The sequence below is a fragment of the Legionella antarctica genome, from assembly GCF_011764505.1.
GTDB classification, from domain to species: domain Bacteria; phylum Pseudomonadota; class Gammaproteobacteria; order Legionellales; family Legionellaceae; genus Legionella; species Legionella antarctica.
Genome location: NZ_AP022839.1, coordinates 546,915 through 572,545, shown reverse-complemented (window position 1 = coordinate 572,545; position 25,631 = coordinate 546,915). Strand labels below are relative to the sequence as shown.

Genomic DNA, 25,631 nt, shown 5'->3' with positions numbered 1-25,631 from the left:
TGCATGATCAACATCTTTTGTACTATCTGAATGAGTGGAGATTTTTAAGTGGCAAATATTAAATCAGCGATCAAACGTGCTCGTCAAAACGTGAAACTGCGCCAACACAACGCCAGTGCACGTTCCATGTTCCGCACTTATATTAAAAATGTGCTTAAAGCAGTTGAGGCTGGTGATAAAGAAGCTGCTCAAACTGCCTTCGTTAAAGCGCAACCAGTTATTGATAAAGCTACCAGTAAAGGATTAATCCATAAAAACAAAGCTGCTCGTATTAAAAGCCGTCTGGTCGCTCGAGTTAAGGCGATGGCTGCTTAATCCTGTGTTTTCCGTCGCTCTAAGTTCGAAAACATCCGAACCGGCATAGCCCGGTTCGGTTCTTTTTGCTGAATTATCTAATTGGATTTAAATGAGGATTCTTATCATCGTGTATGAATTCTTTAATATTTTGTAAACAAACTGAAAAATTAGGTGCACCAAGGCACCCATTTTTTTAATGCACTTGGTTAACTGTAGTTACTGAGTCTCTTTGCCTCTATCAATTTCTGATAAACACGTTTAGCAGGAACAAAGTTGGGGTATTGAGTCACCAATCGATGTAAAATCATTCTGGATAAAACTTCATCCCCCCTATTCCATTCATTCAAAGCATCAAGATATATCAAGTCAGCCGGCTTACCTGATAATGCACGTACACGATTCATCATTACAGGCTCTATAAAACTAACTCGATCCTGATTTTGAGCCTCTAGGCGCTGTAATATCTGGCGTGCCTGTGGACTACCATTTTCACTAGCTTCCTTTAGTAACTGCTTTGCTTTTTCAGGTAAACTTTCTCCTGTTGTACCTTCCAAATAATAAGTACCTAATTGATATTGAGCGTAAGCATTCTGTCTATTGGCTAATTTCTGATAAATACTCGCTGACATTTTATTATCCTTTTCCACCCCCAAACCATAATGGTACATTCGTGCCAAAGCCAACATTGCCTTTTCATTTCCTTGGTCAGATGCCTGCTGGTAGTATTTCAAAGCATCAGGGAAATCAAGTTTAGTAGCGACTCCTGTTTCTGATAACAATCCTAAAGAGTACAAAGCGTTCCCGTTCCCTAAAGCAGCCGCTTTTTTGTACCAAGCCAAAGCTTGCTGCTCATTCCGCTCCTCACCCAAGCCATAAAAATACATACCGCCAAGTTGATTCATCGCCTCATCAACCCCTTTATTGGCCGCTTCAATAAATAATGACTTGGCTTTAGTGTAATCAACTGGCACGCCTTTACCGTACTCATACATTAATGCCAGATTATACTCACCCAATACATCTCCCTTAGCTGCTGCCTGTTCATAAGCTTTTAAGGCATCAGCATAGTTATCCTCTACAGTCTCATAGATGAATCCTAAAGCTACTGATGCTTTGGAGAGCTGACTTGCAGATTTGTTATACCATTCTTTCGCTAAGGTATAGTCAGGTTGCCCAACTAATCCAAGTTGATAGAATTGTCCCAGCAAATATTGCGCTACTGGATTACCTTGCTCTGCTGAAGCAGTATACCAGCGTTGAGCTGCGGTTGGATCAGGAGCAGCACCTAATCCTTTTTCCAGCATGTAAGCTAATTTTAATTGAGCGTACTGATCTCCTTTTTCTGCGAGACCTTCATAAATTTGTTTTGCTTGCATCATCTTATTTGTATCCGAATGTTCCGGATCATTATTTTCTGATAAATAATAATCCGCTAAAACGATACCAGCATGGCTATTACCTAAACTATAAGCCTTAATCAAGTTAGGTAAGAAATCCTGCTGTTCCTGTTGCTTGAGTGCAGCTAGATTAAAGTCAGCGTATGAGAATTTGGCCTCAGCAGCGAGTTGAAGAAGCTCGATGCCTTTTTCTCTATCTTTAGAAATACCTCTTCCCTCAGTAGTATAAGTACCCAGGATAAACTGACTTACCGGATTTTGGCCTGATTGCTGATACCAATACATGGCTTTAGCAGGATCACTGGGCACACCTATTCCCCGATCATAAAGCAATCCTAATAATAATGCTGCTTTATCATCTCCTGCTTGTGCCTGTTCTTCAGCAACAGTAAAGGCATTAGCCTGTCTTTGCTTATCCCCATCCATCGCATTATAAAACGCCAGAGGTAACAAGGCCTGAGCGACTCCGTTTGCAGCGGCTCCTTGATACAGTTGACGTACTAAAGCTCGTTTATGTTTTTTAACGTCAACACTTAAACCACTATTAAGCTCTCGAGCCAAATGTTCACCCAATTCATACTCTGCAGGCCCATAATTATTCGCCGCGGAAAGGTAAAGCATGGATAACGCTTGTTCATGATTAGGTTTAATATACTCTTTTCCATCCGGTCCTACTTTTCCTTCATTAAGAATTCTGGCAAGGACATATTGACATCTTTTATTCCCTTTAAAGGCTCCAACAGTAAGCCAGTTTAAGGCGGTTTGATAATCTTTTTCATCTTGGGCACGCTCGAGATATAAGATACCCAAATTATATTGCGCAGCTAAATGTTGCTGTTCTGCAGCATTTTGATAGAACGCAATCGCTGCCTCATCATTTTGAGCCACGCCTAGACCAAATTGAAACATCTGTCCAATTTCAAACTGGGATTTAGAATCACCCAAGATCGCTTTGAAGTACATTTGATTGAACACAGACATATAATTAACTTGTTGTTGCCAGCCTTGCGTCCATATGTCCATTAAACTGGCATTAGAAAAATCGTGGTCTAGGTAATAATTGGCATCTTTATAAGGTGCTGGCAAATTAGTTCTAGCAACAACTGAACTGGTTACTTTTTCTAATGCTTCTATTTGAGGATTTAAACGATAGTTGGGATAAGACCATTGATTTGCTGGCAAATCAGCATTTTTAGTGCCGAGTGCGTCATAGTAATTATTGATAGGAATTCCATTTGGTTGAATCAGCTCGAATTGAGGCTTAAAAATCTGTTGGCGAGTAATCACTTCCAATTGAGGTGCCTGATTATACGTGTTATTTCTTAATACGGCAGGATTTTTCCAAGGACTAAATATCCCATCCATCTGATAGCTGGTTTCTTCCAATTTATCAGTTAAATCATTGCTCAGCCATAATGCGGCCTGTGCTAATGAGGATATTTGGGGCTTTTTCTTGGCATCTTCAATCGCTAGATCAGACCACTGTTTGGCTAAAACCGGATCAGCACTTACTCCAATTCCTTTTTGATATAAATTGGCTAATTCACTTTTTGCTTTTGTTAATCCTTCCTGAGCTGCTTTGAGAGTCCATAAAAAACCTGAGTGTGCATCATAAATAGGGCTTTTATCCTGTAAATAGGCATTAGCTAAATGCAGATAAGCTGAGAGATTATGCAAACCAGCTGCTTTTTTGTACCAATTAACCGCCTCTTCTGGATTATTTTCTACCAGAGCAGCATCACCCAGAGCTACCATTGCAGGTGTATAGTTTTGTGATGCAGCTTTTGTTAATAATTCTATTCCCTCAACTTTATCTTTCTCTACTAAATTTCCTTCAATAGAAAGGCGACCGAGCATTGTTTGTGCGCGGGGATTACCATTATTAGCCGATTTTTTTAACCAGATCAGACCTAATCTATTATTTGATGAGTGACGGCTATTTATAAAATTCTCAGCGAGTGCAAATTGAGCGGTGGCATTACCATTTTTTGCCGCATCGATATAAAAGCGTCTGGCAATGTCAGCATTGGGCTTTACGCCAATGCCATACAAATAAGCAGCTGCCATAAAAAGTTGCGCATTCACATCGCCCATAGAAGCTGCCTGCTTGAACCAACGAATTGCTTGCTCGGAGTTTTTATCCCGAAACAAACTGTATTTAGCCATAAGTTGAACAGCTGGTAAATAGCCTTTTTCTGCAGATTTAACGAAATATCGCATGGCCAAGTCGTTATTTTTTAACTGACCGTAGCCATAAAGAAACAATCGACCTAAATAATAATCGGCTATTGCATTTTTTCCTGTTTTACTCAGTAAAGGCTCAGCAGCTTTGTTATAATTGCCTAGGCGGTACGCGTTAAAATAGTCGTCAGCAAAAGTTTGCTGACTCGCTGATGCCACAACAAAACAAATCCAAGGTACTAATGATTTCATGAAGATTCCCCTCTTGCAATGGCGTTTTATACTCCGGGTATTATGCCATAATGTACTACTTGATTGACGGCCCCGTTTCTTGTATTACTATCTACTATCCAGAAATTACCTTTATTATTCAATCCAAATTTTACATTGACGTATTCACAAATTTTAATTGTTTCTGCACAATCAACGATTTTTCCATAAGATGATTTGCCATCACCCAAGGTGCAGATAAATTTAACTAAGGGTTCACCAGTAGCCAAAACTGCCCAGGAGTTTCCTCTGATGGTGTGGTTATAGCGCGTAGAATACTCACTGTTTTTCTCCCTCATTTGATATAAGCTTACTGTCTCAGGTAGTTTATTAAAGAAAAAATACATCGATTGCAGAGCCCCTTCTTTACCAGGAAACAGGGAGATGATTTTTAAACTTTGCTGATACCCCACAGCCCTACAGCCAATAGGAAAACGAGCATTATCCTTTGTTTGGGCTTGATCATCGCTATTTTTTTGACGTGCCGCTAGACCATGCGTACTAAGCAACCCAACCAGAAGAACTAATGATATCGTGAGTGACCTTTTTTTAGTTATGATATTCATATTCTTTTCTCACTATCGTTTAATGGACGGACAATCACTTTAGTACCCGTAAAATTGTTACGCTCACTAGACAACTCAACAAAATTTAGATTTAACCATTTGGCATCTTCAACAAACATACGAACACATCCATGGCTTGCTCTTTGTCCGGGGATATCGTCAGAACCGTGCATGGCAAATCCTTTATGGAAATACATACAAAAAGGCATCTTGGCACCACCCCTTCCTATTGGAAAAACATTCGAGGTACATTTAGAATTCTCTTTACTAAATATTCTGAAAATCCCGGTTAATGTTCTGCACGAGTGATTAGAATCAGAACATTTATCTCTTCCTGAGGATATAGGACCCCACCACATTAAATTACCCTGAGCATCATAGGCACCCCAGGCCAACTTTTCCTGATCGATGATAATTTGTTTTTCCGTCTCCCCCTCTAATTTAACTGGGAAAGGTGCAATATCATAAATATTGATGTGGGCTAGATTTTTGGGAACAGCAATTACCCTTCCAGTCCATAAACTGTTATAGCTGCGATTAACTCTCTGCACTAAATCCCTTTTTTCCGGATCAGGAAATAATTTTTCCCAACTTTCCCCGCTGCTTACTTTAATGCAATCATATTGAGGATAGCCACATAATGCAGTCCCGTAGAAACCTGCAGCATTAACTACAGTCACCATTGACATCATGAATGCTGTTAGAAATATTTTTTTCATGGTGCAGCCCCCTCATGCCTATTTTTATAATTACATGCAAGATTTGTGCTTAAATTTAAATTTCTTATTCTTCTCTTTTGTCGGTCATTTTTATAATAAGTTTAGCTCGAATCTCAAATTTAGTTGCTATTACTGGATTAAAAAAATTTAACGGGTTTAAAAAAAACATGTCTCGAATGAATAAAAATAAAATCATAATTTTCAGCTATTTAGATATTTGACGTATCTTCTCAATGAAAACCAGGAAACATCTTCTCAACCGAAGTGATTTTTTCCCCAGAAATTATGAGATGTTTCATTTAACTAAATTCTTCTAAATCTAAATTTCTTATTTTCAAAACATCCAGGCACCCAGATAAATCATGGCTGATAAATACAAACATCGACCCCTTTTCTGAACGAACAATACGGCCATATTTAATGGTCCCCTTACGTCTAATACTATGATAAATAATGAAGAAATACACTTAACTTTTATGAATTTTGCACAAAATACATTGCATTTTCTTTAGGTCAAATAATGGAATGATCACTTGAAACGACTAATACCTTAAAATAACACATAGCGGTTATTTTATGACATTTTCGACTAATTTTTGCCTGTCTTTATATTTCTCCGCCACTTTACTGCAAAAAAGGGTGAACGATTCAACCCGGAAATAGCTATATTAACTCCAATAAATTGCTTCCTGATAAACTTTATATGTACGTGGTTGGCAAAAATGGAGCATTATACCTAGGGACACCAACAGTTCATTCACAATTTAAAGCTGGCAAAGAAGTTCAATCTGCAGGTTGGATTAACTATCAAAGCGAAAAATCTCACTGATTTATTTTAAAATGAGCTCCCTAACTAACTTCAGAGTTTCATCTGATTATAAAGCAGCGATATATCCGAATAGAGATTCAATTATAATCTATGGAAATGCTGATGGATACGTTGCGCTAAACTATCACTAACTCCTGGAACTTTTGCAATTTCTTCCATTGAAGCTTTTGCCAGCTCACGTAACCCACCAAAACGATGTAGTAATGCCTGTCTTCGCTTTGCTCCTACCCCTTCAATACTTTCAAGGGTAGAATCAAGGCGTACCTTCTGCCGTTTTTTACGATGGGCTGTAATAGCAAATCGATGGGCTTCATCGCGAATGTGTTGTAATAGATGCAGCGCTTTTGAATCCTCCGGTAAGGTAAACTCCCGGGCTTCATTTACCAGGATCAGCTTTTCCCAACCTGCTTTACGCGCAGGCCCTTTTGCGACTCCCAAGAGGGTCACATCAGAAACATTTAAAGAGGCAAGAACTCTTTGTGCTACGGTTACCTGACCTTTCCCACCGTCAATAATCAATACATCAGGAAGAGATTGAACCTCTACCAAACGTTTAAATCGCCGTGTTATCGCCTGTTCCATGGCAGCATAATCATCTCCTGGAGTAATGCCTTCAATATTAAAACGCCTGTATTCACCAGCACAAGGTCCTTGATCATCAAACACAACACAAGAGGCTATTGTCGCCTCTCCTTGGGTATGACTAATATCAAAACACTCCATCCGCTTTATGCTTTTAGGAAGGGATAATACGTTTTCTAATGCCTGATAACGAGCCCTGATGGTTGCATGTTTGCTTACATGCTCCGCTACGGAAATACGTAAATTATTTAGAGCAAAATCCATCCAGCGTGACTTTATTCCACGAGGATTAACCTGAATTTTAGATGATTTTGCACGCTGCTGCGACAAAGCCGCCTCTAAGGTGTGATGGTCCATCAGCGATTGATTAGTAATTATCAAAGCTGGTATCCTTTCGGGAGTATCTAGATAATAAAATCCAATGAATGCTTCAAACGTTTGTTGCCATAACTCTTCAACTTCAGGAGCTTCAAGTCCTTGATTAGGAACCGTAGGGAAAAAACTTTGGCTGGCTAATACTTGTCCCTCTCGAATAGTGACACATTGAATACATGCAAAACCCGGACGTACATCTATAGCTATTACATCGGCATCACCCCGTAACTGTACTACAGCTTGTTGTTCTTGCACTAATCGTAAATTTTTGATCTGATCACGTAATATTGCAGCGTCTTCAAAATTTAATTGCCTGACCGCCGTCTCCATGCGCTGGGTTAATTCATCCAGAATTGCCTGACACTTACCTTGTAAAAAACGCATTGCATCATCTATGGATTGCCGATAATCCTTAGGGGTAATATAGTTCACACAGGGTGCGGTACATCGTTTTATTTGATATTGCAAACAAGGACGTGATCGTGCATTAAAATAACTATCACGGCAATTTCGGATTTTGAACACCTTTTGAATAGTCACTATGGTTTCTTTAACTGCCATGCTGCTGGGATATGGACCAAAAAAATCTCCAGAGAGGGGTTTTTTCTTACTTCGATAAAGTTCAACGCGAGGAAACTCTGGATGATTGGAAAGATGAATATAAGGATAAGATTTATCATCTCTTAGTAAAATATTATATTTTGGTCTTAAGGCTTTAATCAGATTACTTTCTAAAAGTAAAGCCTCAGTCTCGCTTCTGGTAACTGATATTTCAATGGAGGCAATTTGATTGACTAAAGAACGGGTTTTAGCACCGGTGTTTTGTTTATTGAAATAACTGGTTACTCTTTTTTTTAAGTTAGAAGCCTTGCCAACATAAAGAACAATTCCTTCCTCATCCAACATGCGATAAATACCAGGCTCACTGGGGAGTTTGGAAAGAAATAAAGCTAATTCAACAGAAGGATATTGATTATTCATGGAATAAAAAATTACTCGTCTTGCGTTAAATCTGAAGGCCGCTCTATGATGCGATGTTTCATCGCTAAATAAGTAAGTTCGACATCATTTTTAATTCCTAACTTCTCAAACATCCTGTATCTGTATCCATTAATTGTCTTACTACTTAAAAACAGTCTATCTGCAATATCCTGAACATTCATGCCACTTGTAATCATTAGCATGACTTGCATCTCTCGCTCTGACAACATATCAAAAGGGGAGTCCTGGGCTTCTTGTAAACTGTTAATTGCCATTTTTTGGGCAATTTCAGCACTGAGGTACTTTTCACCTTTAGCTACTTTTCGTATTGCAGCAGCCATCTCCTCAGCCCCTGATTCTTTTGTCAGGTAGCCCATGGCACCTAATTGCAAAACACGAGTTGGGAGAGGGTCAGAGGACATTGCTGTAACGGCAATTACTTTAATGTGCGGGTTTGACTTTTTTAATCGACGAGTGACTTCCCATCCATCAATACCAGGCATTTTCATATCTAAAAGGACTACATCAGGTGCATGTGTTTTTACTAATAGTAAAGCTTGCTCACCACTTTCAGCATCAGCAACAACATCTACGTCCGACATATCTTCAAGCAATCGTCGAATACCCATTCTAACCAATGCATGGTCATCAACAATTAATACTTTAATCAAATGATGCTCCTTGACCTAACAGCCAATGAACAAAGCGCATTGGTCGATGTTAACAAGAGTCGTCTGTCTTTACAATACATGGTACCTCCCACTAGACCTAAAATGCTCTACTATTGTCGATTAATGCAGTTTTCTACATTAACATGCTCTGATGTGAATATTGGGGTTATCAGGATCAACCGCGAAAAATGGAGGCAACTCACCAATCTCACGTGCTCTTTTTAGTAAATCCTCTATATTAGAAAGTACAAAATTATATAACGTCTGATAGTCATCTATAACAAAATATACAGGTTGTAACTTATCAATTCGATAAGGCATTCGGAATACTGTAACAGGATTGAATATTATGCGCACAGGAATATCACTTTCTACGGAATATACTGTTTCGCTAATAGAAGATAATATCCCACCACCATAAGCTCTTAATCCATTGGGGGTATTAACTAAACCAAACTCTACCGTAAACCAAAACATTCTTTGTAACAATGCCCAATCTGACTCAGGAAAGGTTAATACTTTAGATGCAAAATCATGAACGAAATTTGCATAGACCTTGTCAGTTAACATCGGACAATGGCCAAATAGCTCATGAAAAATATCGGGTTCTTTAACATAGTTCAACTCTTCCTCTCGACGAATAAAGGTAGCAGCCGGAAAGTGTTTTTTAGCCAGTAATTCAAAAAATTCTCGAGCGGAAATTAAAGCCTCCACTGGCGCTACCTGCCACCCAGTCCGTTCTATTAAACGTTGACTCAACACAGGTAGTTGGGGAATAGCATCCGCCGTAATACCCAAGGTCTGCAAGCCGGATATAAATTCATCACAGGCTCTATCAGGTAATAGGTTCATCTGTCTTTCGAATAAAATAGTCCAGACTCTGTTTTCTTCTGTTGAATAATTAACAAATCCTTGAGTGTCGGGTACATGTGCTACATAACTACTAGAAAATTGCATAAAACTCCCCTCACTCAAATAAATCAAAAGTTGGCATATCGGATAATAAAATTTAGTTCAAGTAATTACCCAACGACGTACTAAATGTCAATATTCACTATATTAATTATTACTGATTTTTCAAATTCTGCTATAGAATTCAGTTCATAAACCTAATTATAGGAAAATCAAAAATGACAATAGCCATTTTAGCGACGGGTGATGAGATAGTACATGGTGATACCCTTAATACAAATAGCCATGAAATTGCCCATGCCCTCAGCTCTGAAGGTTTATCACTAGGGTTTCAGTTATCCTGCAGCGATAAAGAAAAAGACATCATCGATTGTTTACACTTTTTAGCTGAGAAGCACAACATCATCATATTGATTGGTGGGCTTGGGCCAACAACCGATGACCTCACCCGTTTCGCTTTAGCTCAATTTATTGGGGCAACTTTGGTTGAGCATGCAGAGGCGTTAACTCACATTCAAAATCGTCTGTATAACGCACAAGTGATAATAAACCAAGGCAACCTGCAACAATGTCTTTTTCCAGACCAGGCAACACTGTTACCAAATCCTAATGGTACAGCAATGGGTTGTTACTACCATTGGCATGATAAATTATTTATATTATTACCCGGCCCTCCTCGTGAATGCCTGCCCATGTTTAATAATTACGTACTTCCTTTACTCCAAAACACCCAACACAGTAATAAACAAATTCTCAAATGGCGAATTTTTGGTGTTGCAGAAAGTGAAATAGGACAAACTCTAGAGAATGCCCTGGCCAAGCTGGACTGCCAAACAGGATACAGACTGGATACGCCTTATATTGAGTTTAAAGTACGTTGTACCAGCGATTTAGTTGAAGAGGCAAGAACTATTGTAGATCCTATTTTAGCGCCTCATGTTATTGCTACAACAGAAAAGAAAGCTTCTGATAAATTACGTGATCTTGTGTTAAGTTCTAATGAGCCCATAAGCATTATCGATGAGGCCACCGGAGGCTTGTTACAATATACTCTCACAAGACCAGAGGTCCACCATCTTTTAAATTTTCACTCCACTAACAAGTCAACCTTATCTTTTCATCTTAGTGGTTTGGCAGAATACTGGTCTCAACAACCGGTAAAAGCTCAGACACAATTAACTATCCAGTTCAATAATCACATCAAGCAAGGTAGAGAGACTCACTTGATCCCCTATCGCAGCCCCTCTGTTTTATTTCATGCTGTTGAATGGCTAAGCTTCAGACTCTTTCATCTCATCAATCAACTGCATCAATGAGTAGGATAACTGCTGGGTTCCCTGGCCACTTATAGCTGAAATGGCGAACACTTTATCCTTCCATTTCAAGCCTTTCACTATCGCTTGAATTCTATCTTCCCTGGTTTTTTCATCAGGTAACATATCTATTTTATTCAAGACCAGCCATCTTGGTTTACTTAGCAGCTCAGGACTGTACTCAGCAAGCTCATTAATAATTGCTTTTGCATTAGCAACCGGATCACTATCGTCTAATGGAGCCACATCAATCACATGCAATAAAACACAAGTACGTGATAAGTGTTTTAAAAACCGATGGCCGAGTCCAGCCCCCATAGCAGCCCCTTCAATCAGGCCAGGTATGTCAGCCATCACAAAACTCTTATGGGATGAAACACTAACCACCCCTAAACCTGGGTGCAAGGTTGTAAAAGGATAATCGGCTACTTTAGCCTTTGAACTCGACACCGCCCGAATCAGAGTGGATTTTCCAGCATTAGGAAGTCCAAGTAAGCCAACATCAGCCAATACACGAAGCTCCAAACGCAAATGCCTTGATTCGCCAGGGCTTCCCTGACTAGTTTGTCGGGGAGAGCGATTAACACTGCTTTTATAACGGGTATTTCCCAAGCCATGAAATCCACCTTGAGCAATAAGCACCGGCTCACCAGGCTTATTTATATCTCCAAGTAACTCCCCAGTGTCGACATCGTAAACCATTGTACCGACTGGAACTTTAAGAATTAAATCTTCGCCTTTTTTCCCGCTGCAATTGCTACCCATACCCTGTTGACCATTCTGAGCCTTGTAATGACGCATATATCGAAAATCAACCAGAGTGTTTAGATCGCTGGACGCTTCAAAGTAGATACTGCCGCCATCACCACCATCACCGCCATCAGGACCTCCCCGAGGGATAAATTTTTCACGCCTAAAGCTACAGCAACCATTTCCACCATTACCGGCATCTATCTTAATAATTGCTTCATCGACGAATCTCATAACAAACCTTAAACCTAAAAAAAAACCCCGTTACCGGGGTTAACTACTTAATAACAATCAAATTAGCTTGCAGATTCTTCTTTTTGCTCTGCAACTATTGTTACATATTTACGATTCTTTGCACCTTTAACAGTAAATTGAACCAAACCTTCAACCAAGGCAAACAAAGTATGATCGCGACCGCAGCCAACACCAGTTCCAGGATGGAAACGTGTACCACGTTGCCTTACAATAATTTCACCAGCATTAACAAATTGACCACCAAAACGTTTTACACCAAGAAACTTTGGATTCGAATCGCGGCCGTTACGAGTACTACCACCTGCTTTCTTATGAGCCATTGCTATCTCCTCTTACTTGCTAATCGCAGTAATTTTAACTTGCGAATAATATTGTCTATGCCCCATTTGTTTCATGTGGTGCTTACGACGACGGAACTTGATAATTTTAACTTTCTTGTGACGTCCATGATCCAGCACTTCAGCCTTAACCAGTGCTTTAGCTACAAAGGGTGTGCCACAAACGACTTTATCACCATCTGCCAACATCAACACCTCTGCAAATTCGATTACGTTGCCAACATCTTCAGGCAGCAATTCAATCTTGAGCACATCACCTTCTTTTACGGTATATTGCTTACCGCCTGTTTTAATTACCGCATACATAAATCTTCTCCAACTCGCCTGATTGGCTATTACAATTGCAACAAAGTGCCATATTCTATGAAATTATGGCTATGACTTCAAGTTCATTTTAAAATATTGTATACTTCGCCACCCTTTCCCGATTTTTTTATGCCTTTCGGGTGTTTAATCTGGTCGCGGATTAAATAAGGGATCCTTAAATTTTTGGAGTTTATTATCATGTCAACTATTCTTTTAGAAGCCGAATCAAGAACGGATATGGGGAAAGGTGCGAGCCGCCGCCTACGTCGTCTTGAAAATAAAGTACCTGCAGTTATTTACGGCGGAGATAAAAAACCTAAGTCTATCCATTTTTTACATAATAAAGTTGTTAAAGCTTTGGAAACAGAAAGTATATATTCCAGTGTTTTTGATATTTCTGTAGATGGAAAAACTGAGCATGTCATCTTAAAAGCGTTACAACGTCATCCTTTCAAGCCAATTGTAATGCACATGGACTTACAACGTGTTTCTGCAAAAGACATCCTGACTAAATTAGTGCCTCTTCATTTCACCAATGAACAGCAATCTGTTGGAGTGAAAGCAGGTGGCCTGATTAACCATACAATGACTCAGGTGGAAATTCGTTGCCAAGCTAAAGATTTACCTGAATTTATTGAAGTGGATATGGCTAAAGTAGGTATGAATGATATAGTTCATTTATCTAATTTGAAATTACCCAAAGGCGTTCACCTGACCGTTGATGTGGCAGATGGTAGTCATGACGCTCCTGTAGTTAGTATTCATGCACCTAAACTCGGAGCAGTAGAAGAAGTAACCGAAACTGTTCCAGCATCAGATGTCCCTGCCACTGAAGAGAAGAGCGAGGAATAAATTTCCCCTTTAAATTTTCAGGCTATAACCCGGCTGCATGCAGCCGGGATTGTACCTTGGGTAAATGTGAATAACAGTTACAATATCCCGATAGATATGTCTGGTTTATCGCAAACAATTTAATCTAAAACAAAGAATTGACAGTCCATGACCATTAAACTAATCATTGGTTTACGTAATCCCGGTTCAGCCTACGAACAAACCAGGCATAATGCAGGTGGATGGCTAGTTATTGCTTTAGCACAACGACATGGCGCTCATTTCAAAGTCGATAAGAAAATGCAGGCAGAATTAGCTGATCATAATGCGTGCAAATTAGCCTTGCCATTAACCTTTATGAATCATAGTGGCCAACCCACCAGAGCAATTAGCCAATTTTACCGAATTCAACCAGAAGAACTGTTAGTAGTTCATGATGAACTGGATTTAGCGGTCGGACGTATCAAACTGAAAACAGGTGGTGGGCATGGAGGTCATAACGGCTTACGCGATATTACGACTCAATTGGGAAGCGCTGAATTCCACCGTTTACGCGTTGGCATAGGTCATCCGGGACATAGGGACTTAGTGCATCAATACGTACTAACAAAGCCCGCAGTGTATGACAGACAGCAGATTTATGACGCTATAGACAGAGGCATAGCAGTAATGCCTTTCATATTGTCCGGTGATATTGCCAGGGCAATGAATCAATTAAACACTTAACAGAGGTATTACTCATGGGATTTAAATGCGGAATCGTGGGCTTGCCCAATGTAGGTAAGTCAACATTATTCAATGCATTGACTAAAGCCGGTATAGAAGCAGCCAATTATCCCTTTTGTACCATTGAGCCCAATGTAGGAATAGTTACCGTTCCCGATCCACGTCTGGTTGCCTTAAGCGAAATAGTAAAACCACAGCAAGTGCTTCCCGCCACCATGCAGTTTGTGGATATTGCTGGTTTAGTCAAGGGAGCGTCTAGCGGGGAGGGTTTGGGTAATCAATTTTTAGCGAATATTCGTGAAACAGATGCTATTGCTCACGTTGTCCGTTGTTTTGAAAACACAGATGTCATTCATGTGGAAGGTAAAGTAGATCCCATCAGCGATATTGAGGTCATTAATACTGAGCTGGCCTTAGCCGATATGGATACTTTAGACAAGGCAATGCTCAAAGCTGGAAAAAACAGTAGAAGTGGTAATAAAGAGGCCATTTTTGAAATGAAAACCTTGGAGAAAATTAAACTTCATCTTGATGGAGGGCACCCAGTACGTACTTTGGAACTTTCCCCTGAAGAAACGCAAGTTTCCCGTCGCCTTTTTTTACTTACAGCAAAACCCGTACTTTATATCGCCAATGTGGATGATGATGGTTACGAAAACAATCCTCTTCTCGAGAAAGTACAGACTCTTGCAGTAAAAGAGAATGCAAGCATCGTTGCCCTATGTGCGGCAACAGAGGCGGAGCTTGTTGAATTAGAAGATGATGATCGGCTGGAGTTTATGGCGGATCTGGGCTTAAGCGAACCCGGACTTCACAAAGTTATCAGAGCGGGCTATGAGCTTTTAGGCTTACAAACCTATTTTACCGCTGGAGTGAAAGAGGTCCGAGCCTGGACTGTTCACAAAGGGGCAACGGCACCTCAAGCTGCTGGGGTTATTCATACCGATTTTGAAAAAGGTTTTATTCGTGCAGAAGTCATAGCTTATGAAGCATTTATCAATTGCCACGGTGAACAAGGAGCCAAGGAAGCAGGAAAATTACGCCTTGAAGGTAAAGAATACATCGTATGTGATGGAGATGTAATGCATTTTCGTTTTAACGTGTAACACGTCTTGCTCAAGTCTATCTCTTACATCCACAAATTCTTATTGTGCTAACTGGAGAGGTACTATTCTCAAGTTAGTACTGCATGAACCCCATCAGGGTATACTATCGCCCCTCTCAGATTCACAGCGAATTTACTATAAGATATATTTTGCGTTATAAAAATATTTTTGGTTCATTTTTATTCTATAATTCAACTATTATGAGCCAATTAAAACCTCTCATCCAAGATAACATTGAGGTATAAAATGTCACTATTTAAAAAGCTCTGGGCATGGGGACATGAACACCTGTTATCTTCTGATAAACAGAATAGAAAACGTGAATTGATCAACACAATTACTTTTGAACTACTTATCTTGGGCACCATACTTGTGTGTGTGCATATTTATCTGCATTTTTGGTTTATATCCAGTTTATTAATTATTGGACTTATTATTGCGTCAATAAATTTAATCCTCCTAAAAAAAAATTACAATTTCTTGCTCTGTGGACATATCATTAACTTACTTGCTTTATCAATTATTTTTTTAGGAAATTTATGGTTAGGCGGAATAGCAAATTCTTATGTAGGATGGTTTTATGTCTCGCCAATCCTTGCCGCAACGACTATTGGTTTACACGGACTGATTATTTACAGCATTCTCTCCGCAACATTTCTTGCTTTTTTTATTTCAGGTTATTTAACTCCAATTTACTGTATCCTGTCAGAATCGCCGGGTAAGTGTCTGCCACTGAGTCCGGATTAATCCGAGCCGCGCGCGTCAGCAAGCGGAATTCTTTAAAAATATTCAAAATACCTATTGACACGGTTTTTCTGTAAAACTGATGTTTTTCCATATCAAACGTAAGTCATGCAATATGCATGCCCTAAGATCCCCAAGATCACAATGTAGCCCCTTTCACTAATAAAACATCTCCCTCCTGAGGTCAGATTTTTTCTTAGCCCTTAGTGGCGTTAAAACTCGAAAAATGCGTTCAAAAAAAGTCATGTTATGATTGCCGTATCAGCATTAGTAACGCAGTGGTAGATGATGAAACGCCAAGAAATCAAACAAGTTTTAGATGAGTTAACAAAAGATATCGATAGTCTTGCCGACAAAAAGGCCGTGACTATCATTAAGGTATTGGTTAATTTGGTCGAAATGCTTGCCGAAGAAAATGCTTTGCTCAGAGAGGAAAACCAAGTATTACGTGATGAGATAAACCGCCTTAAGGGTGAACAGGGCAAACCTAATATTCGCGGTCAATCCAAAGGTAGCAATGGCGATAATACAGGCAATTCCAATCATTCATCTGAAGGAGATCGCAATAAACGTGGTAAAGGGAACAATAAAAACACAGGCAAAGACAAAAAAAACGTACGTATTGATAGACGTGTTACGATTGCTCTGGACAAAGCAACGCTGCCAGATGACGCCAAGTTCAAGGGTTTTGAGATTCGAATCATCCAGGATCTAAAAATCATCACGGATAATGTTGAATTCAAGCTGGAAACGTATTACTCACCATCTTTGAAAAAAACCTTTATTGCGCCGATTCCTGGCGAATATAAGGGCAGTGAATTTGGTCCTGGGGTTAAAGCGCTGGTCATCACATTATACCGTGATGCAGGGATGACGGAGAGCGCCATTGAGCGCTTTTTAAAAACATGTGGTATTCAAATATCACATGGTAAAATTGCTTCCATGCTGACAGAAGGCAATGATATTTTTCATCAGGAAAAAGAAGATATTGTCGATGCCGGTAGCAACGCAGGCTTGTACCAGCAGATGGATGACACAGGCAGTCGTGTTAACGGCAAAAATCACTACACCCATGTTTTATGTAATGACTTTTTTACAGCATACTTCACTCGTCGTAAAAAAGATCGCTTGACCTTATTGGAGTTGCTGTGTCGAGACCAATTAAAGTTTATGTTTAATCAGGAGGCTTATGAGTTAATGGATGAGTTTGGTCTCGCAAAAAAATGGTTGGATCAAATTAAACCAATGCTGCATGCACAACCCCTCACACGTGAATCAATCGATAGTTTGATGGGAACACTTTTTCCAAATCCAAAAAAACACAGCACGAATCGACGCATAATTCTTGAGTCAGCAGCTCTTGCCTATTATCAGCACTCGAAATACTTCATCCATTATTTAATGACAGATGATGCGCCTCAGTTTAATAAATTGGCCCTACATCATGCGCTGTGCTGGATCCATGAAGGTCGTCATTATAAAAAACTCACTCCATTCTCAGATATGAATCAGAATATATTGGCTGTATTTCTTGAGCAATTATGGGATTTCTACCATGCATTATTGACTTACAAGACGGCTCCATCTCAATCAATGGCCCAACAACTATCAATGCAATTTGATACTTTGTTCGCAACCACGACAGGCTATGATGTTTTAGATCAACGCATTGCAAAGACACGTGCTAAAAAACAAGCGTTATTATTGGTGTTAGACCATCCATTTCTGCCATTGCACAACAATGCCTCTGAATTAGGGACACGGTTTCAAGCAAGGATACGCGACATCAATCTCCAAACGGTCTCCCAAAATGGCACCAAATCAAAGGATACGTTTGCCACGATTGTACAGACGGCCAGAAAACTGAAAGTTAACGTTTATCAGTATATTTACGATAGGGTGACTAAAAAATTTGAAATGCCATCATTGGCTGAATTAATCTTACTTAAAGTGCGGCAGGTTCCATGCACCACATAAGCATCTCGAGATAATTCCGCTTGCTGACGCGCGCGGCTCGGATTAGTCCGGGCTCAGTGGCAGACACTTACCCGGCGATTCTGACAGGATACAATTTACTTTCTTCCAGAAAATTACTTGTGGATTATAAATAGCTTCAATTATATTTTTATATTTCTGCTCATTTTTACCACCCTATATAATCTCTTAACCCAAAATAAACTGTATGAAACACTTTTAACTGAACAGAACTATTTACTTTATGCTGACAAACAAAAGTTTCACTATCTGTCAAATCATGACTCTTTAACCAATTTACCTAATCGTGCCTATTTTAATCACTACTTACAAAGCGTCCTGGATTCGACTAACACGACAAAAAACACAATCACCCTTTATTTTATGGATTTGGATGGATTTAAAAAAATTAACGATATATACGGACATGAAATTGGTGATAGTCTTTTATTGAAAACAAGCAAACGCCTCCAATCGTGTTTTCGAGAAAATGACTTTATTGCACGACTTGGTGGGGATGAATTTACTGCCGTAATTAACCATAAACCGCACGATTCTATAGCCGAGGATTTAACTAAGAGGATAGAAAGTGAATTTATGCAGCCTTTTATTATAAAAGACTTGGAAATACAATGTACTATCAGCGTGGGTAAAGCAAATTATCCATCAGATGCTGCGTATTCGGATGAATTATTAAAAATCGCTGATGAAGCCATGTATAAAAATAAAAAATTGAAATACCAGATTAATCAGCAAAACTAAGTAGGCCCCCTCGCTAGCCAACAAGTTCCTAGCTTCCCCTTGACAATTAGCATGACCCACCTTAGCATTCGTAGATTAAATAGAGAGGACATCGAATGACTATTGACCGTATACGCGCTCTGGTAAGTGAAGATTTTGACGCGGTTAATAATTTAATTATTGATAAAATCCAATCTGAAGTGGGTTTAATTCACGATTTATCCCAACATATAGTTGAAAGCGGGGGAAAACGATTACGCCCTTTACTTGTTCTTCTGGCAAGTAATGCATGTGGCTATAAAGGCAGAGATCATATTTCCCTGGCGGCCATGGTTGAGTTTTTTCATACCGCGACCTTATTACATGATGATGTAGTAGACGAATCTACCTTAAGACGAGGTCGACAAACTGCCAACAGTATTTGGGGTTCAAAAGCCAGTGTTCTCGTTGGCGATTATCTCTTTACTCAATCCGTGCAATTAATGGTAGAAGTGGGTATTACGGAGATTCTTAACCTCTTGGCCAGGACCTCTCATCAAATCAGTTGTGGTGAAGTAAAACAACTGGCTAACCGGCATAATCCTGCCTTGAATTTTGATGACTATTTTGATGTCATTCGCGCTAAAACTGCCCTTTTATTTGCTGCGGCAGCCTGTATCGGACCCATTCTTAGTAACTCATCACTGGAAATACAACACAGCCTGTATGCTTATGGTTTACACTTAGGCAATGCTTTTCAACTTATCGATGATGCCTTGGATTATTGTTCCGATGCAAAAACCATAGGTAAGAATATAGGCGATGACTTGGCCGATGGAAAAGCTACTCTTCCTCTTATCCACGCTTTGCAGAACGGCAGCGAAAAGCAAAAAATGCAAATCAAGGAAAGCTTACAATTAGGCAGTCTGATTTTTTTACCGGAAATTCTTGTAGCACTTGAAGAAACAAAAGCGATTGAATTTACTAAAAGAACTGCCGCTCAGGAAATTGACTCTGCCTTAACTTCGCTGGCCATACTTCCTGAGTCTGAATACAAAAATGCCTTAATCGATCTGGCTAATTTTGCATTGGAAAGGAGTTATTAATATAACTCGCTAGAAAACGAAAAAATCACCTGTCTTTGAATTTTGGCTAAATATTTAGAGAAAGTTTTTATATAACAGCGAAAACTACCATCACACAACGGAGTGTAGCTCAGCCTGGTAGAGCACTGCCTTCGGGAGGCAGGGGTCGCAGGTTCAATTCCTGTCACTCCGACCATATAAATCAATGGATTTATTTAATATGGCGTTTGTAAATTTTCAAAAATGTTCCATCCGCAGTGATGCTGCGAATGGCTTCATTAACTTTTTGCATCAGTCCTTTTTGTGTCTTATTGCCCACTATGACATAACCATTGCCAACTGGTATCTCATTCCCGAGCAGTATAAACAGATCACCACCGTTAGCATGCCAATATTCTGCTGCTTCATTGTTGATAAAAACAACATCGACAGTCTTTTGTTTGAGTGCATCTAACAGATCAAATAACATAGGATACACTTGAACCTGTACTTTATTATGGAATAACTGAAGAACTGCATCTTCAAAAGGAGTACCTATACGAGTCCCCACCTTTTTAGAACCTATATCTTTAATTGTTTTAATATTTGACTTCTTGGTTGTCAAAAATCTTCCATGACTCTTTAAATAAGGGATACTAAAGAGAAATTGTTTCTCTTTATCCGGGGTGCTGATAATAGCGGAAACAGCAAGATCAATTTTTCCATTCTTTAATTGAGTGAATAGATCATTATAAGGAATTATAACGAATATACACCTTGTGTTTAACCGTTTACATATTTCTTCTATTAGTTCTGCATCAAAACCAAATAAGTTACTTTCTTTATTCGCGTTATAGCTAAACGGTGGGAATTGACCGGTAGTGCCTACGTGTAACGTATGTGCATAGCATTGAGAAACCGTGAGCACGAAGAGGAGGAAAAGAATGGGTTTCATATTTTAGTCCTTTAAATTAGTCCATATCAGCTAACCTAATCTAATTACTTCCACTACAAGGTAAATATATTTGTATCCTGTCAGAATCGCCGGGTAAGTGTCTGCCACTGAGTCCGGATTAATCCGAGCCGCGCGCGTCAGCAAGCGGAATTCTTTAAAAATATTCAAAATACCTATTGACACGGTTTTTCTGTAAAACTGATGTTTTTCCATATCAAACGTAAGTCATGCAATATGCATGCCCTAAGATCCCCAAGATCACAATGTAGCCCCTTTCACTAATAAAACATCTCCCTCCTGAGGTCAGATTTTTTCTTAGCCCTTAGTGGCGTTAAAACTCGAAAAATGCGTTCAAAAAAAGTCATGTTATGATTGCCGTATCAGCATTAGTAACGCAGTGGTAGATGATGAAACGCCAAGAAATCAAACAAGTTTTAGATGAGTTAACAAAAGATATCGATAGTCTTGCCGACAAAAAGGCCGTGACTATCATTAAGGTATTGGTTAATTTGGTCGAAATGCTTGCCGAAGAAAATGCTTTGCTCAGAGAGGAAAACCAAGTATTACGTGATGAGATAAACCGCCTTAAGGGTGAACAGGGCAAACCTAATATTCGCGGTCAATCCAAAGGTAGCAATGGCGATAATACAGGCAATTCCAATCATTCATCTGAAGGAGATCGCAATAAACGTGGTAAAGGGAACAATAAAAACACAGGCAAAGACAAAAAAAACGTACGTATTGATAGACGTGTTACGATTGCTCTGGACAAAGCAACGCTGCCAGATGACGCCAAGTTCAAGGGTTTTGAGATTCGAATCATCCAGGATCTAAAAATCATCACGGATAATGTTGAATTCAAGCTGGAAACGTATTACTCACCATCTTTGAAAAAAACCTTTATTGCGCCGATTCCTGGCGAATATAAGGGCAGTGAATTTGGTCCTGGGGTTAAAGCGCTGGTCATCACATTATACCGTGATGCAGGGATGACGGAGAGCGCCATTGAGCGCTTTTTAAAAACATGTGGTATTCAAATATCACATGGTAAAATTGCTTCCATGCTGACAGAAGGCAATGATATTTTTCATCAGGAAAAAGAAGATATTGTCGATGCCGGTAGCAACGCAGGCTTGTACCAGCAGATGGATGACACAGGCAGTCGTGTTAACGGCAAAAATCACTACACCCATGTTTTATGTAATGACTTTTTTACAGCATACTTCACTCGTCGTAAAAAAGATCGCTTGACCTTATTGGAGTTGCTGTGTCGAGACCAATTAAAGTTTATGTTTAATCAGGAGGCTTATGAGTTAATGGATGAGTTTGGTCTCGCAAAAAAATGGTTGGATCAAATTAAACCAATGCTGCATGCACAACCCCTCACACGTGAATCAATCGATAGTTTGATGGGAACACTTTTTCCAAATCCAAAAAAACACAGCACGAATCGACGCATAATTCTTGAGTCAGCAGCTCTTGCCTATTATCAGCACTCGAAATACTTCATCCATTATTTAATGACAGATGATGCGCCTCAGTTTAATAAATTGGCCCTACATCATGCGCTGTGCTGGATCCATGAAGGTCGTCATTATAAAAAACTCACTCCATTCTCAGATATGAATCAGAATATATTGGCTGTATTTCTTGAGCAATTATGGGATTTCTACCATGCATTATTGACTTACAAGACGGCTCCATCTCAATCAATGGCCCAACAACTATCAATGCAATTTGATACTTTGTTCGCAACCACGACAGGCTATGATGTTTTAGATCAACGCATTGCAAAGACACGTGCTAAAAAACAAGCGTTATTATTGGTGTTAGACCATCCATTTCTGCCATTGCACAACAATGCCTCTGAATTAGGGACACGGTTTCAAGCAAGGATACGCGACATCAATCTCCAAACGGTCTCCCAAAATGGCACCAAATCAAAGGATACGTTTGCCACGATTGTACAGACGGCCAGAAAACTGAAAGTTAACGTTTATCAGTATATTTACGATAGGGTGACTAAAAAATTTGAAATGCCATCATTGGCTGAATTAATCTTACTTAAAGTGCGGCAGGTTCCATGCACCACATAAGCATCTCGAGATAATTCCGCTTGCTGACGCGCGCGGCTCGGATTAGTCCGGGCTCAGTGGCAGACACTTACCCGGCGATTCTGACAGGATACATATATTTTTATAATATTAGTGTAGAACCTAATTCAATCCTAAGTAAGGGCGCCGTCAAGTTAATTTTCAGGAATCTAATTAACTTTTTTTTACTAATTTTAAGCGCAAAACAAAGCTATGTATCACTGTTTCAAATTTTTGTCCTCAATAAATTTTAAACGGAGGAAAATCTGTTAAATTATAATAATACCCCATAGCAATAAAAAAAAAATATTTGCTTCATATTTTTAGGTGCCACTTCATTGGTCTGACTGCAAATTTAAAGAAAACAGCATTAATCATTTAGTGGCAGCGAAGCGCGAATACGTTGAGAAAACCTCACACTTTTATTAGCGGCTCTAGCGGCCCTGTTAATCAGAGAGCGTTGACGTAACTCTTCAAAAAATATTGTGGTTTTCAGCCATCCTTTAGCATAGAGATATGTGTCGATCCAGCCGTTTAAATAATGGCGGATGTCTACGCGTCCAACCCTTCCCGCCTTGTTTGCATAACGTAGTATATTTATAGTACAACTGTTACTTAGCAAATTGTAGAACTCCGGTTTATCAGCAAGTTCATTGATCCGCTTGAGGTAGACCATAAAGAGTTTACGAAGATTTTCGGATGAGATCTTGATGTGGTAGAGGTAGGTCTTCTCACCCCGGAAATTCGTACGAACACGAACCAGGTCACGCTCGTCTCCTACTACGTAAATCAGTTCAAATTGCTTGAAAAGCGAGCCGATTGGCGAGAACCCTTCGCCGACTTCTGGCCTTGTTTCGATTGAAATACTAACAGGTGCTGCATTATCAAAGATAAAGCTCAGGAATGTGTGTCCTACAGGCCCTGGGGTCCAATAAGAAATATAGAGATCCAGTCCAATTAAGTGCGACAGAGATACCTCACGCTCTTCATATCTGACCGTGAAATCATCTCTGCTTCGATAGTCAAAGTTACGAAAACCAGTAAATCGTACCTTATCTCCAGTGATGATAGCTCTTGGCATTACGGCAACTTCAGGGCGCCATATACGATCATGGGAAGGCAAGATAGTGCTCCACCATACAAGCAACCCCATGTATAATGCCATATAAATCATAAGCATACGTGGTTTGTCTGCAAACCATAAAGTCCAAATTCCAAATAGAGTAAACGTTATCGATAGGCTAAACCGCACAGCAATCCATGGCAGATTGGAATAATAAATGGCCAAACCAGCCCATACGATGAGGCCCAGTTTAAAGAGAAATTTGATTAGCGTCGTCAACCAGCAGAATGGCTTCCAAAACCAGGTGTTTTTATTGTGTCGCCCTGAGCATGTCATAGACAGCTTCCATTGAAAATATTAATTAAATAATCCTTATCTAATTTAATTTACTTACTTTATCACTCATCCTTCCAGGTCTATTGATAATTAATCTTCGATGTCCCGCGACTTGTTCGAGAGATCTTCACTCTCATCGAGCCCAATGATTCTATTTTGTACGAGTGTTGGGTCTACCCCGTACAGTCGGGATTTCAAAATCAACTATTCACAGCCCCAGGAAATGAGATAAGATCAATGTATCAGTGTTCCATAGGTTAGTGAAGATTATTTTTCTTTTCCGGTTGATTGATTTAATCTATTTAATAACAGTAGCTCAGTACTCCAAATAAAACTTAAGATTAATTAACCCGGTAACTTCCTGTTTTGTCTCTCTGATGAACATTTACCATGACCACTATAAAATATGTGCTTATTGCGGCACAAAGATGTTTTAAAGTATGTCCGCTTAGCAATCCATCCATTATCGGATCAAGGTATTCAAATAATTTTGCCAGGACATAGAAAATAAACATCCATATATAGAGATATAATGGAGGATAAGGTTTAGGAAAGAGAAGTAGAATAAACAAAATTAAAAAAATCGAATAAAACTGCACTAAACCATAAAGTCTTATATCACCTTGTCCTGATAGTTCAGTCCAATGCCAATATAAAACAGAGTAAATTCCCAAGGCTATAAGTGGAATTAAAAGCCAAAGCCCCAAGTGAAAATTGACTCGCTCCATGATAGTCAAAGCCAACAGAGACATAAAAACAATCGTTATCGGAATTCTATCCCATACTAATCTATTATTATCTGGCGACCAATGATAATAAGATGATCCAATGCTGATAAGTAAGATACCCATAAATAATATTAAAAAAACAATGATTTCTTTTATTGTTAAATTATTATTTTTCCATTGCTGCTGTACTGATATGAGCCCCAGAATACTGACTAAAAAGAAAGGTATATTCGAAACAACATTCCAAAAATTTGGGATTCCCCATGTTTTACGTACATCAACGAATTGATGATAACTGCTCCATTGTGGAATTCGGGGGATAAATATATAAACCAGCAAAGGTATTATGATCGCCAGGGCAATAAAAATAGTCCTTACAAATTTGTGATTATTTGTTATAAAAGCATAAATTTTTGGTACCCGCATGTTGTTCCTTGTCAACAGTAAGAGGGCTTTTATACTATCCCACCTAAATCTTAGGTAAAGATCGAAGAGTTTGCAACCAGCGAACGAAGGATCTCGCCAGAGGCTTCGGTGTAAAGAAAAGAG

22 protein-coding genes and 1 tRNA gene are annotated in these 25,631 nt (G+C 39.3%); 11 read left to right on the top strand and 12 right to left on the bottom strand.

Features of this window, described 5'->3' with window-relative positions; genetic code table 11:
* Positions 1-48 precede the first annotated feature (48 nt).
* A complete protein-coding gene (gene rpsT / locus HRS36_RS02910) occupies positions 49-315 on the top strand; it encodes a 30S ribosomal protein S20 (protein ID WP_173236173.1) in 267 nt (88 codons plus the stop codon).
* Between the two features lie 188 nt (positions 316-503).
* On the opposite strand, the gene HRS36_RS02905 is transcribed toward rpsT, so the two are convergent.
* The 6 genes from HRS36_RS02905 to phhA all read right to left on the bottom strand — a co-directional run bounded on the left by HRS36_RS02905 (position 504) and on the right by phhA (position 9,825).
* Entirely contained in the window at positions 504-4,127 is a 3,624-nt protein-coding gene (locus tag HRS36_RS02905; RefSeq protein ID WP_173236172.1) for a tetratricopeptide repeat protein, read from the bottom strand.
* A 26-nt stretch (positions 4,128-4,153) separates the two neighbouring features.
* Positions 4,154-4,711, bottom strand: coding sequence for an endopeptidase IV (locus HRS36_RS02900; RefSeq protein WP_173236171.1), 558 nt, complete (start codon positions 4,709-4,711; stop codon positions 4,154-4,156).
* Complete coding sequence (locus HRS36_RS02895; protein WP_173236170.1) at positions 4,708-5,430, bottom strand: L,D-transpeptidase; 723 nt, start codon at positions 5,428-5,430, stop codon at positions 4,708-4,710. Before HRS36_RS02895 ends, HRS36_RS02900 begins: the two co-directional genes overlap by 4 nt.
* 910 nt (positions 5,431-6,340) lie before the next feature.
* A complete protein-coding gene (gene uvrC, locus HRS36_RS02890; RefSeq protein WP_173236169.1) occupies positions 6,341-8,197 on the bottom strand; it encodes an excinuclease ABC subunit UvrC in 1,857 nt (618 codons plus the stop codon).
* A gap of 11 nt (positions 8,198-8,208) precedes the next feature.
* Positions 8,209-8,868, bottom strand: coding sequence for a two-component system response regulator LetA (gene letA / locus HRS36_RS02885; protein ID WP_173236168.1), 660 nt, complete (start codon positions 8,866-8,868; stop codon positions 8,209-8,211).
* Positions 8,869-9,006: 138 nt separating this feature from the next.
* Positions 9,007-9,825 (bottom strand): phenylalanine 4-monooxygenase, encoded by an 819-nt coding sequence (phhA, locus tag HRS36_RS02880; protein WP_173236167.1) that lies wholly within the window; start codon positions 9,823-9,825, stop codon positions 9,007-9,009.
* A gap of 173 nt (positions 9,826-9,998) precedes the next feature.
* Between phhA and HRS36_RS02875 the strand changes: the two genes are divergently transcribed.
* Positions 9,999-11,096, top strand: a complete 1,098-nt coding sequence (locus HRS36_RS02875) for a competence/damage-inducible protein A (protein WP_173236166.1) — start codon at positions 9,999-10,001, stop codon at positions 11,094-11,096.
* Here HRS36_RS02875 and cgtA read toward each other — a convergent pair.
* From cgtA to rplU, 3 genes are all read right to left on the bottom strand, one after another.
* Entirely contained in the window at positions 11,052-12,077 is a 1,026-nt protein-coding gene (gene cgtA / locus HRS36_RS02870) for an Obg family GTPase CgtA (protein ID WP_173236165.1), read from the bottom strand. The two genes, HRS36_RS02875 and cgtA, sit on opposite strands and share 45 nt — an antisense overlap.
* Positions 12,078-12,139: 62 nt before the next feature.
* Positions 12,140-12,418 (bottom strand): 50S ribosomal protein L27, encoded by a 279-nt coding sequence (gene rpmA / locus HRS36_RS02865; RefSeq protein ID WP_173236164.1) that lies wholly within the window; start codon positions 12,416-12,418, stop codon positions 12,140-12,142.
* A 12-nt stretch (positions 12,419-12,430) separates the two neighbouring features.
* A complete protein-coding gene (rplU, locus tag HRS36_RS02860; protein WP_173236163.1) occupies positions 12,431-12,742 on the bottom strand; it encodes a 50S ribosomal protein L21 in 312 nt (103 codons plus the stop codon).
* A gap of 198 nt (positions 12,743-12,940) precedes the next feature.
* On the opposite strand from rplU, the gene HRS36_RS02855 reads away from it, so the two are divergent.
* From HRS36_RS02855 to HRS36_RS02820, 8 genes are all read left to right on the top strand, one after another.
* Positions 12,941-13,594: a 50S ribosomal protein L25/general stress protein Ctc gene (locus tag HRS36_RS02855; protein WP_173236162.1), complete on the top strand. Its 654-nt coding sequence runs from the start codon at positions 12,941-12,943 to the stop codon at positions 13,592-13,594.
* A gap of 147 nt (positions 13,595-13,741) precedes the next feature.
* Positions 13,742-14,299, top strand: coding sequence for an aminoacyl-tRNA hydrolase (pth, locus tag HRS36_RS02850; protein WP_173236161.1), 558 nt, complete (start codon positions 13,742-13,744; stop codon positions 14,297-14,299).
* 14 nt (positions 14,300-14,313) lie between these two features.
* A complete protein-coding gene (gene ychF, locus HRS36_RS02845; RefSeq protein WP_173236160.1) occupies positions 14,314-15,405 on the top strand; it encodes a redox-regulated ATPase YchF in 1,092 nt (363 codons plus the stop codon).
* A 246-nt stretch (positions 15,406-15,651) separates the two neighbouring features.
* The gene (locus HRS36_RS02840) at positions 15,652-16,152 is read left to right on the top strand and encodes a hypothetical protein (protein ID WP_173236159.1); all 501 of its coding nucleotides are present in this window, start codon (positions 15,652-15,654) and stop codon (positions 16,150-16,152) included.
* Between the two features lie 282 nt (positions 16,153-16,434).
* Positions 16,435-18,126: an IS66 family transposase gene (locus HRS36_RS02835; protein ID WP_173235423.1), complete on the top strand. Its 1,692-nt coding sequence runs from the start codon at positions 16,435-16,437 to the stop codon at positions 18,124-18,126.
* Between the two features lie 117 nt (positions 18,127-18,243).
* Positions 18,244-18,885 (top strand): GGDEF domain-containing protein, encoded by a 642-nt coding sequence (locus HRS36_RS02830; protein WP_226905552.1) that lies wholly within the window; start codon positions 18,244-18,246, stop codon positions 18,883-18,885.
* Positions 18,886-18,980: 95 nt separating this feature from the next.
* On the top strand, positions 18,981-19,949 hold the full coding sequence (locus tag HRS36_RS02825) for a polyprenyl synthetase family protein (protein WP_173236158.1): 969 nt from the start codon (positions 18,981-18,983) through the stop codon (positions 19,947-19,949).
* 98 nt (positions 19,950-20,047) lie between these two features.
* A tRNA-Pro gene (locus tag HRS36_RS02820) sits at positions 20,048-20,124 on the top strand.
* Between the two features lie 15 nt (positions 20,125-20,139).
* Here the strand turns inward: HRS36_RS02820 and HRS36_RS02815 are convergent.
* Positions 20,140-20,862, bottom strand: coding sequence for a transporter substrate-binding domain-containing protein (locus HRS36_RS02815; RefSeq protein ID WP_173236157.1), 723 nt, complete (start codon positions 20,860-20,862; stop codon positions 20,140-20,142).
* A gap of 404 nt (positions 20,863-21,266) precedes the next feature.
* Between HRS36_RS02815 and HRS36_RS02810 the strand changes: the two genes are divergently transcribed.
* Positions 21,267-22,958, top strand: a complete 1,692-nt coding sequence (locus HRS36_RS02810) for an IS66 family transposase (RefSeq protein WP_173235423.1) — start codon at positions 21,267-21,269, stop codon at positions 22,956-22,958.
* A 367-nt stretch (positions 22,959-23,325) separates the two neighbouring features.
* Here HRS36_RS02810 and HRS36_RS02805 read toward each other — a convergent pair whose 3' ends face one another.
* Both HRS36_RS02805 and HRS36_RS02800 read right to left on the bottom strand, forming a co-directional pair.
* Positions 23,326-24,354 carry an Lnb N-terminal periplasmic domain-containing protein gene (locus HRS36_RS02805; protein WP_173236156.1) on the bottom strand — a complete coding sequence of 343 codons (1,029 nt, stop codon included), beginning with the start codon at positions 24,352-24,354 and terminating at the stop codon, positions 23,326-23,328.
* A gap of 341 nt (positions 24,355-24,695) precedes the next feature.
* The gene (locus HRS36_RS02800) at positions 24,696-25,508 is read right to left on the bottom strand and encodes a ceramidase domain-containing protein (protein WP_173236155.1); all 813 of its coding nucleotides are present in this window, start codon (positions 25,506-25,508) and stop codon (positions 24,696-24,698) included.
* Between the last annotated feature and the right edge of the window lie 123 nt (positions 25,509-25,631).

Bases quoted from the DNA above. Each gene is read 5' to 3' on its own strand.
- rpmA (WP_173236164.1), bottom strand. From the start codon at position 12,418: ATGGCTCATAAGAAAGCAGGTGGTAGTACTCGTAACGGCCGCGATTCG.
- HRS36_RS02905 (WP_173236172.1), bottom strand. From the start codon at position 4,127: ATGAAATCATTAGTACCTTGGATTTGTTTTGTTGTGGCATCAGCGAGT.
- HRS36_RS02825 (WP_173236158.1), top strand. From the start codon at position 18,981: ATGACTATTGACCGTATACGCGCTCTGGTAAGTGAAGATTTTGACGCG.
- HRS36_RS02900 (WP_173236171.1), bottom strand. From the start codon at position 4,711: ATGAATATCATAACTAAAAAAAGGTCACTCACGATATCATTAGTTCTT.
- pth (WP_173236161.1), top strand. From the start codon at position 13,742: ATGACCATTAAACTAATCATTGGTTTACGTAATCCCGGTTCAGCCTAC.
- HRS36_RS02875 (WP_173236166.1), top strand. From the start codon at position 9,999: ATGACAATAGCCATTTTAGCGACGGGTGATGAGATAGTACATGGTGAT.
- ychF (WP_173236160.1), top strand. From the start codon at position 14,314: ATGGGATTTAAATGCGGAATCGTGGGCTTGCCCAATGTAGGTAAGTCA.
- HRS36_RS02895 (WP_173236170.1), bottom strand. From the start codon at position 5,430: ATGAAAAAAATATTTCTAACAGCATTCATGATGTCAATGGTGACTGTA.
- rplU (WP_173236163.1), bottom strand. From the start codon at position 12,742: ATGTATGCGGTAATTAAAACAGGCGGTAAGCAATATACCGTAAAAGAA.
- HRS36_RS02840 (WP_173236159.1), top strand. From the start codon at position 15,652: ATGTCACTATTTAAAAAGCTCTGGGCATGGGGACATGAACACCTGTTA.
- HRS36_RS02835 (WP_173235423.1), top strand. From the start codon at position 16,435: ATGATGAAACGCCAAGAAATCAAACAAGTTTTAGATGAGTTAACAAAA.
- HRS36_RS02800 (WP_173236155.1), bottom strand. From the start codon at position 25,508: ATGCGGGTACCAAAAATTTATGCTTTTATAACAAATAATCACAAATTT.
- HRS36_RS02810 (WP_173235423.1), top strand. From the start codon at position 21,267: ATGATGAAACGCCAAGAAATCAAACAAGTTTTAGATGAGTTAACAAAA.
- HRS36_RS02805 (WP_173236156.1), bottom strand. From the start codon at position 24,354: ATGACATGCTCAGGGCGACACAATAAAAACACCTGGTTTTGGAAGCCA.
- cgtA (WP_173236165.1), bottom strand. From the start codon at position 12,077: ATGAGATTCGTCGATGAAGCAATTATTAAGATAGATGCCGGTAATGGT.
- HRS36_RS02855 (WP_173236162.1), top strand. From the start codon at position 12,941: ATGTCAACTATTCTTTTAGAAGCCGAATCAAGAACGGATATGGGGAAA.
- phhA (WP_173236167.1), bottom strand. From the start codon at position 9,825: ATGCAATTTTCTAGTAGTTATGTAGCACATGTACCCGACACTCAAGGA.
- HRS36_RS02815 (WP_173236157.1), bottom strand. From the start codon at position 20,862: ATGAAACCCATTCTTTTCCTCCTCTTCGTGCTCACGGTTTCTCAATGC.
- uvrC (WP_173236169.1), bottom strand. From the start codon at position 8,197: ATGAATAATCAATATCCTTCTGTTGAATTAGCTTTATTTCTTTCCAAA.